The sequence below is a fragment of the Brevundimonas sp. NPDC046655 genome, assembly GCF_044901625.1.
Taxonomy (GTDB): Bacteria; Pseudomonadota; Alphaproteobacteria; order Caulobacterales; family Caulobacteraceae; genus Brevundimonas.
In genome coordinates, this window is sequence record NZ_JBJDPV010000001.1 from 1,105,572 (window position 1) to 1,119,342 (window position 13,771).

Annotated in this window: 11 protein-coding genes and 2 tRNA genes; 5 read left to right on the top strand and 8 right to left on the bottom strand. The window is 67.3% G+C overall.

From position 1 onward, the window contains the following. The first annotated feature begins 57 nt into the window (after window positions 1-57). A complete protein-coding gene (gene cydD, locus ACI2KI_RS05490) occupies window positions 58-1,674 on the top strand; it encodes a thiol reductant ABC exporter subunit CydD (protein ID WP_404618373.1) in 1,617 nt (538 codons plus the stop codon). A gap of 11 nt (window positions 1,675-1,685) precedes the next feature. After that, window positions 1,686-3,329 carry an amino acid ABC transporter ATP-binding/permease protein gene (locus tag ACI2KI_RS05495; protein ID WP_404618375.1) on the top strand — a complete coding sequence of 548 codons (1,644 nt, stop codon included), beginning with the start codon at window positions 1,686-1,688 and terminating at the stop codon, window positions 3,327-3,329. A gap of 279 nt (window positions 3,330-3,608) precedes the next feature. Here the strand turns inward: ACI2KI_RS05495 and ACI2KI_RS05500 are convergent, their stop codons facing one another. The 6 genes from ACI2KI_RS05500 to ACI2KI_RS05525 all read right to left on the bottom strand — a co-directional run bounded on the left by ACI2KI_RS05500 (window position 3,609) and on the right by ACI2KI_RS05525 (window position 8,576). Further along, window positions 3,609-4,931 (bottom strand): hemolysin family protein, encoded by a 1,323-nt coding sequence (locus ACI2KI_RS05500; protein WP_404618377.1) that lies wholly within the window; start codon window positions 4,929-4,931, stop codon window positions 3,609-3,611. A 105-nt stretch (window positions 4,932-5,036) separates the two neighbouring features. Then, window positions 5,037-5,171 (bottom strand): hypothetical protein, encoded by a 135-nt coding sequence (locus ACI2KI_RS05505; protein WP_404618379.1) that lies wholly within the window; start codon window positions 5,169-5,171, stop codon window positions 5,037-5,039. Between the two features lie 69 nt (window positions 5,172-5,240). Then, the gene (locus ACI2KI_RS05510; RefSeq protein WP_404618381.1) at window positions 5,241-6,815 is read right to left on the bottom strand and encodes an ATP-binding protein; all 1,575 of its coding nucleotides are present in this window, start codon (window positions 6,813-6,815) and stop codon (window positions 5,241-5,243) included. 258 nt (window positions 6,816-7,073) lie between these two features. Next, window positions 7,074-8,264, bottom strand: a complete 1,191-nt coding sequence (gene tuf, locus ACI2KI_RS05515) for an elongation factor Tu (protein WP_313413045.1) — start codon at window positions 8,262-8,264, stop codon at window positions 7,074-7,076. 60 nt (window positions 8,265-8,324) lie between these two features. Beyond that, window positions 8,325-8,398 (bottom strand) — tRNA-Gly (locus ACI2KI_RS05520). Window positions 8,399-8,492: 94 nt separating this feature from the next. Then, window positions 8,493-8,576: transfer RNA gene (locus ACI2KI_RS05525), tRNA-Tyr, on the bottom strand. A gap of 148 nt (window positions 8,577-8,724) precedes the next feature. On the opposite strand from ACI2KI_RS05525, the gene rlmB reads away from it, so the two are divergent. The 3 genes from rlmB (at window position 8,725) to ACI2KI_RS05540 (ending at window position 11,231) form a co-directional block, all read left to right on the top strand. After that, on the top strand, window positions 8,725-9,600 hold the full coding sequence (gene rlmB, locus ACI2KI_RS05530) for a 23S rRNA (guanosine(2251)-2'-O)-methyltransferase RlmB (RefSeq protein WP_404618383.1): 876 nt from the start codon (window positions 8,725-8,727) through the stop codon (window positions 9,598-9,600). 93 nt (window positions 9,601-9,693) lie between these two features. Further along, the gene (locus ACI2KI_RS05535) at window positions 9,694-10,542 is read left to right on the top strand and encodes a TerC family protein (RefSeq protein ID WP_404618385.1); all 849 of its coding nucleotides are present in this window, start codon (window positions 9,694-9,696) and stop codon (window positions 10,540-10,542) included. Window positions 10,543-10,676: 134 nt separating this feature from the next. Beyond that, window positions 10,677-11,231, top strand: coding sequence for an Ig-like domain-containing protein (locus ACI2KI_RS05540; RefSeq protein ID WP_404618387.1), 555 nt, complete (start codon window positions 10,677-10,679; stop codon window positions 11,229-11,231). Between the two features lie 72 nt (window positions 11,232-11,303). Here ACI2KI_RS05540 and ACI2KI_RS05545 read toward each other — a convergent pair whose 3' ends face one another. Then, window positions 11,304-12,017, bottom strand: a complete 714-nt coding sequence (locus ACI2KI_RS05545; RefSeq protein ID WP_404618389.1) for a 2OG-Fe(II) oxygenase — start codon at window positions 12,015-12,017, stop codon at window positions 11,304-11,306. Beyond that, on the bottom strand, window positions 12,014-13,720 hold the full coding sequence (gene metG / locus ACI2KI_RS05550) for a methionine--tRNA ligase (RefSeq protein WP_404618391.1): 1,707 nt from the start codon (window positions 13,718-13,720) through the stop codon (window positions 12,014-12,016). Before metG ends, ACI2KI_RS05545 begins: the two co-directional genes overlap by 4 nt. Window positions 13,721-13,771: the final 51 nt, after the last annotated feature.

Below are 13,771 nucleotides of genomic sequence, written 5' to 3' on the forward strand. Positions count from 1 at the left end.
CCCAATGCGCCTTCGCGCTGGTCTATGTCTGTTCGCGCGGACGGAGCAGGAGAGACGATGACGGCCCAGCCGATCGAAGCAGACGCCGCACCGGCCCAATGGCTGAAGAAGGCCCTGTCACCGCGCACGCGGATCATGACCTTGGCCGGCGGCCTGGTGGTCGCCGACGCGATTCCGGCCGTAGGGTTTGCGGCGGGCCTTGGACTGGCCGTCGGCGCCCTGCCGCAGGGATACAGCCACGCCCTGCCCGGCGCGGCCCTGGCCGTCGCCTCGCTTCTGACGCGCGGGGCGCTGACTCAGGTCGCGACTGTGGTGGCTGCGCGCGCGGCCCGCGCCGTCAAGGGTGACCTGCGGCGTCAGGTCCTGAACGGCGCCTTCTCCGGCCGCCTGTCCGACGCCGAGACCATGACCGCGACCGTCGAGGGGGTCGAGGCGCTGGACGGCCATGTCTCGCGCTTCCTGCCCGCCCGCATGGCCGCCGCCGTGACGCCGCTTCTGCTGATCGCCGTCGCGGCCGTGGTCAGCCCCTTCACCGCCGGCATCCTCATCTTCACCCTGCTGCCCTTCGTCATCGGCATGGCCCTGACCGGCATGGCGGCGGGCGCCGAGAGCCGCCGTCAGTTTCAGGCGCTGGAACGGCTGTCTGGTCTCTTCCTTGACCGCATCCGCGCCCTGCCCGCCATTCTCGCCTTCCAGGCCGAGACGCAACAGACGGCGGTGATCACTCGCGCCTCCGACGATCTGGCCCGCCGCACCGGCAAGGTACTGAAGATCGCCTTCCTGTCTTCGGCGATTCTGGAGTTCTTCTCGGCCCTGGCGGTCGCGCTGGTCGCCGTCTATTGCGGCTTCAACCTGCTGAAGCTGCTGCCCTTCCCCGCGCCTGAGCAACTCAGCCTGACGCGCGCCTTCTTCCTGCTGGCCCTGGCGCCCGAGGTCTATGCCCCCATGCGCCGCCTGGCCGCCGCCTATCACGACCGTCAGGCCGCCGAATCCGCCGCGCCCTCCCTGTGCAAGCTGATCGCCGGCGCCGAAATCGCGCCCAGCCGCCCGTCGGTTCCAGACACCGCCCCCGCCATCGCCTTCCGCGACGTGGAAATCGCCTATACGGCGGGGGCTCCCATCCTTCGCGGCTTTAATCTGGCTGTCGTGCCCGGCGCGACCGTCGCCCTGCTGGGCGCCAGCGGGTCGGGCAAGAGCAGCCTGCTGCATCTCTTTCTCGGCTTGTCGCCCCTCACTCGCGGCGAGGTCGAGATCAGTGATGTCCGCCTATCCGACCATCCCGATCTGACCGCCTGGGTCGCCTGGGCCGGTCAGGCCCCGGTCGTGGTGCCGGGAACCCTGGCCGAGAACATCGCCTTGGCCTGGCGCGCCGCGCCGAGCCACCGCGTCATGGAGGCCGCAGCCCGCGCTGGCTTCACCGGCGATCTGAACCGCATCATCGACGAGCGTGGCGGCGGCCTGTCCGGCGGCGAGCGGCGGCGGCTAGGCCTGGCCCGCGCCTTCCTCAAACCCGCGCCGATCCTGCTGCTGGACGAGCCCACGGCCAATCTGGACGCAGCGTCGGAGGCCGCCCTGTTGCCGATCATCCGCGCCGCGGCCGAGGGCCGCACTACCCTGATCGCCACCCATTCCGAGGCCGTCGCCGAACTGGCCGACGTCGTGGTGCGGCTGTGAGCGCACCGAACATGTCCGGCGTCGCCCGCCTCAAGACCCTGATCCGGGCTCAGGAACGCCGGCAGGGCGCGCGTCTGCTGACCGCCTCCGTCACCGCCGCTCTGGTGTCCGCCGCAGCCGTCCTGCTGCTGGGTGTGTCGGGCTGGTTCATCACGGCCTCGGCCCTGGCCGGTCTTGCGGGACCCCTGGTGGCCCACAGCTTCAACTTCATGGTGCCCAGCGCCCTGATCCGCTTCCTCGCCATCGTCCGCACCGGGTCGCGCTACGGCGAGCGGGTCACCGGCCATGACGCGGCGCTCAAGGCCCTGGCCGCCCTGCGTCCTCAGTTGTTCGAGAGCGTCGCGCGCGGCCCCGCCAGCCGCGCTCTGACGTTGGCGGGCGGCGATGCCTCCTCGCGGATGGTTCAGGACGTTGACGCGGTTCAGAACCGCTTCGTGCGCCTGTCCGCGCCCTGGGGCGCCGCCGCCGGTCTGGTGGCAGGCATCGGTCTGGCTCTGCTGACCGGCTGGATGACCGCCCTGGCCATCGCGGCGGCCAGCGCCTTCGGCGTGCTCGCCGCGGCCCTCGTCGGCCGCGGGATGGCCGAGCCCGCCGGGCGCGCGGTTCAGGCCGCGTCGGGCGATCTCAAGACCGAGTTCGCCGCCCTGGCCGCCGCCGCGCCCGAGCTTCAAGCCTATGGCGTCAAGCCCTGGGCAGTGGAGCGTCTGGCCGAGCGCGGCGCGACGCTGGAACGCGCAACCCAACGCCTGGCCGTGGCCGGCGGCTGGATCCTGCTGCCCCAGTCAGCCGCCATGGCCTTGGCTGTGCTTGGCGTGATGGCGACCGCCGGGGCCGCCTCTCCGCCCCTGATCGCCCTGGCCATTCTGGCCGCCGTCACCACCGTCGAGAGCGCCGGCGCCCTGCTGACCGCCTTCCGCCACAACGGCGCGGTTGAAGCGGCGGTCGAGCGTCTGGGCGACCTGCTGGAAGCCCCCGCGACAGCGCCGACTCAGCCCGCCGCCCCGATCATCGGCCTGGGCGCTGACCTCTCGCTGGCCCCGCCACGGCGCCTGGCCGTCACCGGCCCGTCCGGGGCCGGCAAGACCACCCTGATCGAGCGGCTGATGCATCTGCGCACGCCCCTGTCCGGCGAGGCGACCCTGGGCGGTGTCGACGCCGCCGACACCGCGCCCGACGCTGCCCGCGCCCTGTTCGCTTACGCCCCGCAACAGGCCGTGCTGCTGGCCGGCACGGTGCGTGAGAACCTGAAGCTGGCCCTGCCGGGCGCCGATGACGACGCCCTGTGGGCCGCGCTCGAAGACGCGGATCTGGCTGACCGCATCCACGCCGCGCCCGCCGGTCTGAACGCGCCTCTTGGCGAGAACGGCGCCCGCCTTTCGGGCGGCGAACGTCGTCGCCTGGGCCTGGCCCGCGCCTATCTGCGCCCGGCCCCCTGGCTGGTGCTGGACGAACCGACCGAAGGTCTGGACGCCGTCACGGAGGCGCGCGTGCTGGAGCGCCTGGCGGAGCGCCTGGCGCGCACCGGTCAGGGTCTGATCCTGGTCAGCCACCGCCCCGCCCCTCTGGCCCTGTGCGACGAGCGTCTGGCCGTCACGGGTCTGTCGGCCTCGGGGGCCGTTCAAATGTCGCGGCAGAAAGCGCAGGCCGCGGCCTGACCGCCCGTATTCCTTTGATCTCCATCAAGGCGCGTTCACCCGCGAAAGGCTTTGCTGGGGTCAAAGGAGATATCCCATGCCCGCAGACGTCGTTCCCGTCATCGCCGCCATTGTCTCGGCCTTTCTGGTCTTCATGGCCGTCCTCGGCTTCGCCTCGGTGTGGAGCAACATGGACGATAAGGCGAAGAACTAACGACCTGGAACCCGCCATGAAAAAAGCGCACGCCCGCTGGACGGACGTGCGCTTTGTCGTTGTTGGAAACCGTGTCCCGACGCCGATCAGTCGGTGTCGGTAGGGCCGCTTCCCTGCCCCGGAATGATGGCCCGGAACAGCAACTTGTCGATCCGGCGATCGTCCATATCCAGCACCTCGACCTCGAAACGGCCCAGTTGAAGGATTTCGCCTTCCTGCGGCAGTCGCGACAGGTGGTGCAGCACCAGCCCGGCGACGGTGTGGAAGCTTTCGTGCTCGCCGAAGTCCTCTCCCAATTCGTCGCCCAATTCGTCCAGATCGGCCTGGCCGTCGACCGCCCATGAGCCGTCTTCACGCTTGCGGATCGACTGCCCCAGTTCGTCGTGGCTCTCGTTGAAGTCGCCGGCGATCATTTCCAGCAGGTCGGTGGCGGTCACCACGCCTTCAAAGGCGCCGTACTCATCGACGACGAAGGCCATGTGAACCTTGGAGCCCTTCAGGATCTCCAGCGCCTTTAGCACCGAGGTCGACTGCGGAATGAAAGCCGGCTCGGCCACCAGCTTCTCGATGTCGTAGGAGCCGTCAGTCAACAGGGCGTCAAGCAGATCCTTCTTGTGAACCACGCCGAGGGGATTATCGACGTCGCTCTCGCGCGCCACGACGATGCGCGAATAGGGGCAGGTGCGGATCTCCTCGCGCAGCACCTCTTCGGTGTCGTCCAGGGCGATCCAGAAAACCTCGTGGCGCGGCGTCATGGCGACCCGCACCGCGCGGTCGCCCAGACGCAGGATCTCCTCGATCATCTCCTGTTCTTCAGGCTCGATCAGGCCGGCGGACGTGCCTTCCGCCAGAATGCTCTCGACCTCCTCCTGGGTGACGTCCGAACCGTCGCGATCCTTGACGCCCATCACCTTGAGGATGCCCGAGGTGGAGGCCGTCAGCAGAAGCACGAAGGGCTTCATCACCAGAGCCATGGTCGAGATCGGCGCCGCCATCTTCGACGCGATCGTCTCGGGGAAGATAAGGGCCAGGCGCTTGGGCACCAGCTCGCCGACGATCAATGAGACATAGGTGATCAGCACGACCACCAGGGCCGTCGAAGCGAACTGCGAATAGGGCGCCAGGGCCGGGAAGTTGGCTTCCAGAATCCGGTCCAGCTCGCCCGCGATGGTCGCCTGACCATAGGCGCCCGCCAGAATGCCGATCAGGGTGATGCCGACCTGGACCGCTGACAGGAACTGCGTCGGCTCTTCGGACAGCTTCAAGGCCGCCCGGGCCCCGCGATCTCCGCGCTCGGCGCGGCTTTGTAGCTTGGATTTACGCGATGAAACGACCGCAAGCTCGGTCATGGCGAACAGGCCGTTCAGCACCACAAGCAGCAGCACGACGGCGATAGCGATGGTCAACATCGAAGGGGGAGAAGCCCGCGGCGCGGCGCGACAATCGGCGTCCGCGCGGCGACAATAGGGCCGAAGATGCGGCTACGCCAGCAAATCATGCGCCCGACGGCCGGTTCACCACGTCCGGCCGACGCCGACCGAGCCGTAAGCTCCTGTCTCGGATGGTCGCCCGCCGTCCTGAACCGCCGCGCAGGCGCTCATGCCGATGATGGTGCCGATGAACAGTCCCAGCCGGATCGCGCGCCGCATTTATGGTTACCCATTTATTAACGTCGTTAGCCAACGTCACGGGCGGGCGGCGGTTCCCTGGCTGTGACGTCAGGCGGCGGCGCGCGCCTCGGCGCGCCAGGCCTCGGCCCCCGCGATGCCCTGGTTGAGCCCATCCAGCAGGATCTCGAGCGTCACCGGCTTGGCGACAAGGGCGTCCACGCCGACCTGCATCGCCCGCTGCTGGTGGGCTTCGGTCGTGTTGGCGGTCAGCATGACGACCGGCGTGCGGTCCAGTCGATGCGCCGCCTCGTGCGCCCGGATCAGGCTGATCGCGGTCAGCCCGTCCATCACCGGCATCTGCATGTCCATCAGGATCATGTCGTACCGGTCGCGCAAGAACTGATCCACGCCCTGACGGCCGTCGTCCGCGGTGTCGATCTCGAAACCCAGCGGTTCCAGCAGGCAGCGCACAACCATCTGGTTGGCCGGATTGTCCTCGACCACCAGAACCCGCTGCGCCCTGTCCATCGCTCCGGCACCGTCGTCGGGAGCCGCGTCGGCGGCGGCGCCCAGCCGCTGGATGGGCAGGACGACGGAGAACAGGCTGCCCTCGCCCGGCGTTGACCGCGCGGAAATCTCGCCGCCCATCAACTCAGCCAGAGACCGGCAGATCGACAACCCCAGGCCGGTGCCGCCAAACTCGCGCGAAATGGTGTCGTCGGCCTGGACGAAGGGATTGAACAGGCGCTGCGCCGTCTCAGGATCAAAGCCGATCCCGGTGTCCTTCACTTCGATCCGCAGGCGCTCGCCCTCGGCGCCGGTCGTCAGATCGACCCGCACGTCTACAGCGCCTTCCGGCGTGAACTTGACCGCGTTGGACACCAGATTGGACACGATCTGCGTGATCCGCACGCCATCACCCAGCACCTGCCCTTCGGCCGCCTCCGAGAAGCTCACCGACAGGGTCACGTCCCGTTCCTCGGCGGCGGCGGCCCGCATCTCGACCACGGCGGCGATGTCGGCGCGCAGATCGAACGGGGCCGGCGCCAGACGGAACTGGCCCGCCTGCATCTTCGACAGGTCCAGCATGTCGTCCAGCACGCGCCTCAGGGAATCGCCCGCGCCGGTGATCAGCGACAGCATCTGCGTCTGCCGCTCGGTCAGGGTCGTGTGCGCCAGGGCCGAGGCCAAACCGAGGACGGCGTTCAGGGGCGTTCGCACCTCATGACTGATGTTGGCGAAAAAGCGGTCCCGCACCTGTGCCGCGCGGCGGGTCTCTTCCTGCGCGATCTCCAGCGCCTTCAGCGCCCGGACGTGATCAGAAACCTCGAAACGGATGGCCGTGTAGGTCTCGGGGCGTCCGTCCTCGCCGGGATTCGGCACGATGGTCGTGTCGACCCAGTACAGTTCGCCGTTCTTGTTGCGGTTCTGGATCGTGCCGCGCCACACCCCGCCGCCGGCGATGGTCCGGTAAAGGTCCTGGAAGAACGCACGCGGGTGATGGCCGGAATTGACCAGCCTATGGTTCTGGCCGACCAGTTCGTCGCGGCTGTAGCCGCTGACGTCCACGAACTTCTGATTGCAGTACAGAATCTGGCCGGCGCGGTCCGTGATGGCCACGATCGCCGCCTCGTCCAGAGCCCCGGACAGGCCCGCGCGACGCGGCCAGTCAATGTCAGTCATTAGGCTTCCCTTTCGTCAGGAAGGCCTTGCGCCAACTTCACCGCAGCTTCGTTAATATCATTGATATTCAGACACTTATTATCCGCGCCCGGCGAATTCTCTCTCCGATCAATTCGCCAAGGTCGCCCCCGACAGCAAAACGGCCCCCGGATTGCTCCGGGGGCCGCTCTGTTACGCTTTACGCCTGGCCTGACGCCCTTGCGGGCTGCTTCAGGCCGGTACGCTTACTGTTCGGGTCCGAAGACCCGGATCCATCGCTTAGGCGACGATCTTGGCCACGACGCCGGCGCCGACGGTGCGGCCGCCTTCACGGATGGCGAAGCGCAGCTTCTCTTCCATGGCGATCGGGGTGATCAGTTCGACGTCCAGCTCGGCGTTGTCGCCGGGCATGATCATCTCGACGCCTTCCTTCAGGTGAACGATGCCGGTCACGTCGGTCGTACGGAAGTAGAACTGCGGGCGGTAGTTCGTGAAGAACGGCGTGTGACGGCCGCCTTCTTCCTTGGTCAGGATGTAGGCTTCGGCCACGAACTTGGTGTGCGGGGTGATCGAACCCGGCTTGCACAGCACCTGGCCGCGCTCGACGTCTTCACGCTTGGTGCCGCGCAGCAGCACGCCCACGTTGTCGCCGGCTTGACCCTGGTCCAGCAGCTTGCGGAACATTTCGACGCCCGTGCAGGTCGTCTTCTGGACCGGACGGATGCCGACGATCTCGACTTCTTCACCGACCTTGACGATGCCGCGCTCGACGCGACCCGTGACCACGGTGCCGCGGCCCGAGATCGAGAAGACGTCTTCGACCGGCATCAGGAAGGGCAGGTCGATCGGGCGTTCCGGCTGCGGGATGTAGTCGTCCACAGCCTGCATCAGCTTCAGGATGGCTTCTTCGCCGATGGCGGCGTCGCGGCCTTCGACGGCGGCCAGGGCCGAGCCCTTGACGACCGGGATGTCGTCGCCCGGGAACTGGTAGGACGACAGAAGTTCACGAACTTCCATCTCGACCAGCTCGAGCAGCTCTTCGTCGTCGACCATGTCGACCTTGTTCAGGAAGACGACCAGGGCCGGAACGCCGACCTGACGCGACAGCAGGATGTGCTCGCGGGTCTGCGGCATCGGGCCGTCAGCGGCCGAGCACACCAGGATCGCGCCGTCCATCTGGGCGGCGCCCGTGATCATGTTCTTCACGTAGTCGGCGTGGCCGGGGCAGTCGACGTGCGCGTAGTGACGGTTGGCCGTCTCATATTCCACGTGCGCCGTGTTGATCGTGATGCCGCGGGCCTTTTCTTCCGGGGCGGCGTCGATGTCGGCGTAGTTCATCGCCTTGCCGCCGCCGGCCTTCGCCAGCGTGATCGTGATCGCAGCCGTCAGCGTCGTCTTGCCGTGGTCAACGTGACCGATGGTGCCGATGTTGCAGTGCGGCTTAGTGCGTTCGAACTTTTCCTTGGCCATGGCCAAACTCCTGTGGCCCGGGTCCAAGGACGGAGGGGCGCTTTTGTCAGATCAAAAACCTGGAGCGGGTAGACGGGATCGAACCGACATCCTCAGCTTGGAAGGCTGCTGCACTACCATTGTGCTATACCCGCGCGAAGAATGCGTTGCCCCAACCTCGCGAGAGACTGGCGTTTCCGCACCCGATTCCTTTTCAGGGTTCCCGTCCTCTCGGCCTCGAAACGCGCGTGGTGGGGGAAGAAGGACTCGAACCTTCGAAGCTTTCGCAGCGGATTTACAGTCCGCCCCCTTTGCCACTCGGGACATTCCCCCAGCGCGCGTTTTCAAAACCGGTCTGGAATACGCAACACCACGATCTTTCGATCATTTTTGTCGCGAAAGCCTTCGTGTCCGGCGACGCCTGCTTTAGAGGAAGCGCCTGACCCGAAGCCCTGGGGCCCAAATCGGAGGCCGTCTTATAGTGTCGTCATTTTCAGAACGCAACGACCGGAAACCCGGTAAAAAACAATCTTTCCACAAGCGTGGAGAAAACCGTCCCGAGAAGGGTCGATCGGCTGCGTCGGCAGGTCGTTCCGGGGGAGATTCCGCCTCCAAGCCCCCGCGCGGCAAGGCCGATGCGGATAATTTTATCTGGGGCCGCCATCCGGTTTTGGCCGCTCTGGCCAATCCGACCCGCCGCGGAACGGGCCGTTTGATGGTCACGGAGGACAGAGCCGCTGAAATCGAACGGGAAAATCTGGCGAACGGCCACCGAATCGAGGTGATCGATTCGACCGCCCTGGCCCGAATGCTGCCCGCCGGCGCCGTTCATCAGGGCATGGTCTTCAAGGTTCAGCCGCTGGAAGGCGTGTCGCTGGAAGAGATCGCCGAAGACGCCCAGGGCTTGATCGTCATGCTGGATCAGTTGACCGACACCCAAAACGTCGGCGCCATCTTCCGGTCGGCCCTGGCCTTCGGCGCCAAGGGCATCGTGGTGCAGGACCGGCACTCGCCGGCCCTGGCCGGAGCTCTGGCCAAGGCAGCCGTCGGCGCGACCGAGCGCCTGCCCTGCGCCCGCGTCACCAACCTCAGCCGCGCGCTCGAGAAGCTGGCCGACATGGGCTGGCGCGCCGTGGCCCTGGACGGCGCCGCCGAGCAGACGCTGGAGGAAGTCCTCGATTCGCGTCCGACCGTCCTGGTCATGGGCTCCGAAGGCGACGGCGTGCGCCGGCTGGTGGCCGAGCACTGCGACGTCCTGGCCAAGATCCCCATGCCCGGCGGCTTCGAAAGCCTGAACGTCTCCAACGCGGCGGCCATCGCCCTCTATGAAGCCGCGCGCGCGCAGCGCGCCGGCTGACCGGGTCGCTCCCGCCGGTCACAGTCTGGCGGGAGCGTGACTTTGCCGCTGCGGCGTCTTGGCGCAGCCCGGCCCGGGGCTTAAGAAACCCGAATGGAATTCCTCTCAGACCCCCATCTGCTCAGTCAGGCCTCCGCCCTCGGCAAGGTTCTGATGATCGATCTCGTTCTGGCCGGCGACAACGCCGTCGCCGTCGGCCTGGCCGCCGCCGCCCTGCCCCAGGAACAACGCCGCAAGGCGATCCTGATCGGTCTGGCCGCCGCCGTCGTCATGCGTATCGGCCTGGCCCTGATCACCGTGCAGCTTCTGGCCATCGTCGGCCTGCTGCTGGCGGGCGGCTTCCTGCTGCTGTGGGTCTGCTGGAAGATGTGGCGGGAACTGCGCGAGCAGGCCACCCACGACCAGGCCGAGGCCGAGGCCGAGATCGAACGGGCCATGGCCATCGAGCACGGCGGCGGCCCCTCGCCCGAGGAACTGGGCCTGAAGCGCAAGACCTTCGGCGCCGCCCTGATCCAGATCATGATCGCCGACCTGACCATGTCGCTGGACAATGTGCTGGCCGTCGCCGGCGCCAGCCATGACCACCCGTGGATCATGGTCTTCGGCCTGATCCTGTCGATCGCCCTGATGGGTCTGGCCGCCAGCTTCATCGCCAAGCTGCTGAACCGCTATCGCTGGATCGCCTACGTCGGTCTGGTCATCGTCCTCTACGTTGCCCTGCACATGATCTGGGACGGCGGACGCTCGGTCATCGTGCGGACAGGCCACGCCGATCAGTTCAACGCCTCGGCCCCCGCCTTCTTGGACATCGGCGCGGAAGAACAGGCCAAACATATGAAACACGCCAGCGCGGGCAGCAGGGAGGCCACCCCCGCCGCCCTGCCCGGCGCACGAGAACAGCGGACCTCGCCGCCAGAGGCGCTCGCGCCGCCCGCTCAGTAGCAGACGACAAAAGGCCCGGAGCGATCCGGGCCTTTTTGCTGAGGCAAGCAAGCCGGGCGATGGAAGGCGCGCCCTTACAAAAACGATCGTTTTCCACTAGGCGTCAGGATATCATCGATAGCCCAAGGCGCCCCATGTCCTTCCTCCGCCTGTCCTGGTCGCTCGCCGTTGCGATCCTCTGTCTTTCCGCCGCGGGCGGGGCCTACGCTCAGGCCGCAGTCACAAGCGTCGTCGTGCCCGCAAGCGCCGCCTACTCGGTCGGGCAAAATCTCGACTTCACGGTCAACTTCAGCGAGGCCGTCAACGTCGATACCACGGGAGGCACGCCCTCTATTGCGCTCTCCCTGAACACAGGCGGGACCGTGCAGACGACCTATCTCAGCGGCTCGGGCTCGTCGGCGCTGACCTTCCGCTACACGGTCAGGGCGGCGGATCAGGATCCTGACGGCGTAGGCGTCGGGGGGCATATTCAACTCAACGGCGCGAGGATCATCAGCTCCGGCGGGCTGGACGCCATCCTGACGCTCAACAGCGTGGGCTCGACCAGCGGCGTGCTGATCGCCAATGCGCCGCCTGCCCCTGCCGCCGTCCCGACGTTGACGGAATGGGCGATGATCCTGCTGGCTGGCCTGCTGGGTCTATTCGGCGTCTCGCGCCTGGGCCTGCTGCCCGCCGCGCGCAAGCGCTGACACCCGCCCGACAGGGGTCAGAAGAGCAAAAAGGCCCGGAGCGATCCGGACCTTTTCAATTCTGCATCAGGTTCAAAGCCCGCGCAGCCAACCGGTCACAGAGTAGCGGTGCGCCCCCGCCGACAGCGCCACCTGGCTGACGGAGTGCGGCGACGGCACCTTCAGCAGACTCAGCGCATTGAAGCGGGGGGTGAAGGCCTCGGCCACATTGCCGTCGTCGCCGTGGAAGGCCAGAAGACCGCCCCAGTCGATCCGCCAGCGCGGCGTCAGCCCCAGGACATAGGCGAAGTAGCGCTGCTTGCCTTCGGCGCTGTCATCGTGCTGGTTCAGGAAATGGGCCGGACGAAACCGCGTCAACTGGGCGTCCGCCATGGCGATCCGGCACTCGCCCGTCAGATCGCGCATCAGGCCCAGAAACGCCTCGCCGTTAAGGAAGGCGACCAGTTCAGACCAGGCCGCCTGGGCCTGTCCCGCCTGATCCAGATCGTAGATGGGGTGGTTGTCGTAGAGATACTGGAAGCCGTCCGTGGCCGAGGCCTGAACCCGCTCGCCCAGCGCCTGCTTCTGCGTCGGCTCCAGACTGGCCAGCCAGGCAGCGGGCAGATCGACGTGGCCTTCGCCCCTGCGCGTCACCGTGTTGAACGGGGCCTCGGCGGCGCGGGCGGCCAGATACTCGGCATAGCCGCCGCTCAGCAGATCGACGACCTGCGCCCGCCCGGTCGCCACCAGCCGATCACGAATCGACTGGCGCTTCGCGTCGGACTGGAAGGCGAGTTCCGGCCTCACTCGGCGCCGCCGAAGCGTTCGGTCCATTCGGCGACCTGGGCGTCCTCGATCTTGGCGAACAGGACCTCGGCGGCGGCGACCGACTGACCGGCGGGGACCAGGTTCAGCAGATCGCTCTCGGCGTCCGGCCAAGACAGATCAGTGGCGCCGACCGTGGCGCCGATGCGCTCGGCGCTGCCGGGCATGAAGGGCACGGTGATGCGGGCGAACAGGGCGACCAGCGACAGGCCGGTGCGGACCACCACGGCGGCGCGGTCGCGGTCGGTCTTCAGCGCCGTCCAGGGCGCGGCTTCCTGCAGATACTCGTTGCCCAGCACCCACAGCGCGCGCGCGGCCTGGGCCGCCTTGCGGAACTCCATGGCCTCGAACTCGGCGGTCAGGGTTTCCAGGCCGGCCTTGATTTCCGCCGCCAGTTTGGCTTCCAGCGGCCCGGCCTCGCCGCCCTCCGGCACGACGCCGTCGAACTTGGACTCGGTGAACTTGACGATGCGGTTGACGAAGTTGCCCAGCACGTCGGCCAGGTCCTTGTTCGTCGTCACCTGGAACTGCTCCCAGGTGAAGGCCGCGTCGGAGTGTTCCGGGCCATAGGCGGTCAGGTGCCAGCGCCAGTAGTCGGCGGGCAGCAGTTCCAGCGCCTGATCCATGAAGACGCCGCGGCCCATGCTGGTCGAGAACTTGCCGCCGTACCAGTTCAGCCAGTTGAAGGCCTTGAGCTGGTCGACCGTCTTCCACGGCTCGCCCGAGCCCAGGATGGTGGCGGGGAAGCTGACGGTGTGGAAGGCCACGTTGTCCTTGCCCATGAACTGGACGTAGCGGACGTCGTCGGCGCCTTCGTCCAGACGCCACCACGAGCGCCAGTTTCCGCCCGAAGCTTCCGCCCATTCCTCGGTCGCGCCGATGTATTCAATGGGGGCGTCGAACCAGACGTAGAAGACCTTGCCCTCCATGCCAGGACGCGGTCCGCCGTCGGGACCGACGACCGGCACGCCCCACTTCAGGTCGCGGGTGATGCCGCGGTCGATCAGGCCTTCGTCCAGATGCTTGTAGGCGATGGAGCGGGCCAGCGGCTGCCAGCCCTCGGAACGGGCGTCGACCCAGCCGCGCACCTCGTCGGCCACCTTGGTCTGAAGCAGATAGAGGTGACGCGTATCGCGGACCTCCAGGTTGCGGCTGCCCGAGACCGCCGAATAGGGATTGATCAGGTCTGTCGGGTCCAGCAGGCGGCCGCAGTTGTCGCACTGGTCGCCGCGCGCCTTTTCGTAGGCGCAGTGCGGGCAGGTCCCCTCGACATAGCGGTCGGGCAGGAAGCGGGCGTCGTCGATCGAATAGATCATCCGGTCGACGCGCTCCTCGATCAGGCCGCGTTCCTCCAGCACCTTGGCGAAGTGCTGGGTCAGGCGCTTGTTCGGTTCGTTGGAGCTGCGGCCGAAGACGTCGAACGACAGGCTGAAGGCCTCGCCGGCCTTCTTCTGAACCTCATGCTGTTCGTCGCAATAGGTGCGGACGTCCTGCCCGGCGGCGGCGGCGGCCAGCTCGGCCGGGGTGCCGTGCTCGTCGGTGGCGCAGACATAGAGGACGTCGTGGCCGCGCCCGCGCATGAACCGCGCCCAGACATCGGCGGGCAACATGGACCCGGCCAGATTCCCAAGGTGCTTGATGCCGTTGATGTAGGGCAGCGCCGAGGTGATGAGGATGCGGGCCATGATCGTCCAGTCTGCGGGAGGAAGCAGAGGGATATAGAGGCCCGTTACGCC

Bases quoted from the DNA above. Each gene is read 5' to 3' on its own strand.
- cydD (WP_404618373.1), top strand. From the start codon at position 58: ATGACGGCCCAGCCGATCGAAGCAGACGCCGCACCGGCCCAATGGCTG.
- ACI2KI_RS05495 (WP_404618375.1), top strand. From the start codon at position 1,686: ATGTCCGGCGTCGCCCGCCTCAAGACCCTGATCCGGGCTCAGGAACGC.
- metG (WP_404618391.1), bottom strand. From the start codon at position 13,720: ATGGCCCGCATCCTCATCACCTCGGCGCTGCCCTACATCAACGGCATC.
- ACI2KI_RS05510 (WP_404618381.1), bottom strand. From the start codon at position 6,815: ATGACTGACATTGACTGGCCGCGTCGCGCGGGCCTGTCCGGGGCTCTG.
- ACI2KI_RS05540 (WP_404618387.1), top strand. From the start codon at position 10,677: ATGTCCTTCCTCCGCCTGTCCTGGTCGCTCGCCGTTGCGATCCTCTGT.
- ACI2KI_RS05500 (WP_404618377.1), bottom strand. From the start codon at position 4,931: ATGTTGACCATCGCTATCGCCGTCGTGCTGCTGCTTGTGGTGCTGAAC.
- tuf (WP_313413045.1), bottom strand. From the start codon at position 8,264: ATGGCCAAGGAAAAGTTCGAACGCACTAAGCCGCACTGCAACATCGGC.
- ACI2KI_RS05505 (WP_404618379.1), bottom strand. From the start codon at position 5,171: ATGCGGCGCGCGATCCGGCTGGGACTGTTCATCGGCACCATCATCGGC.
- ACI2KI_RS05535 (WP_404618385.1), top strand. From the start codon at position 9,694: ATGGAATTCCTCTCAGACCCCCATCTGCTCAGTCAGGCCTCCGCCCTC.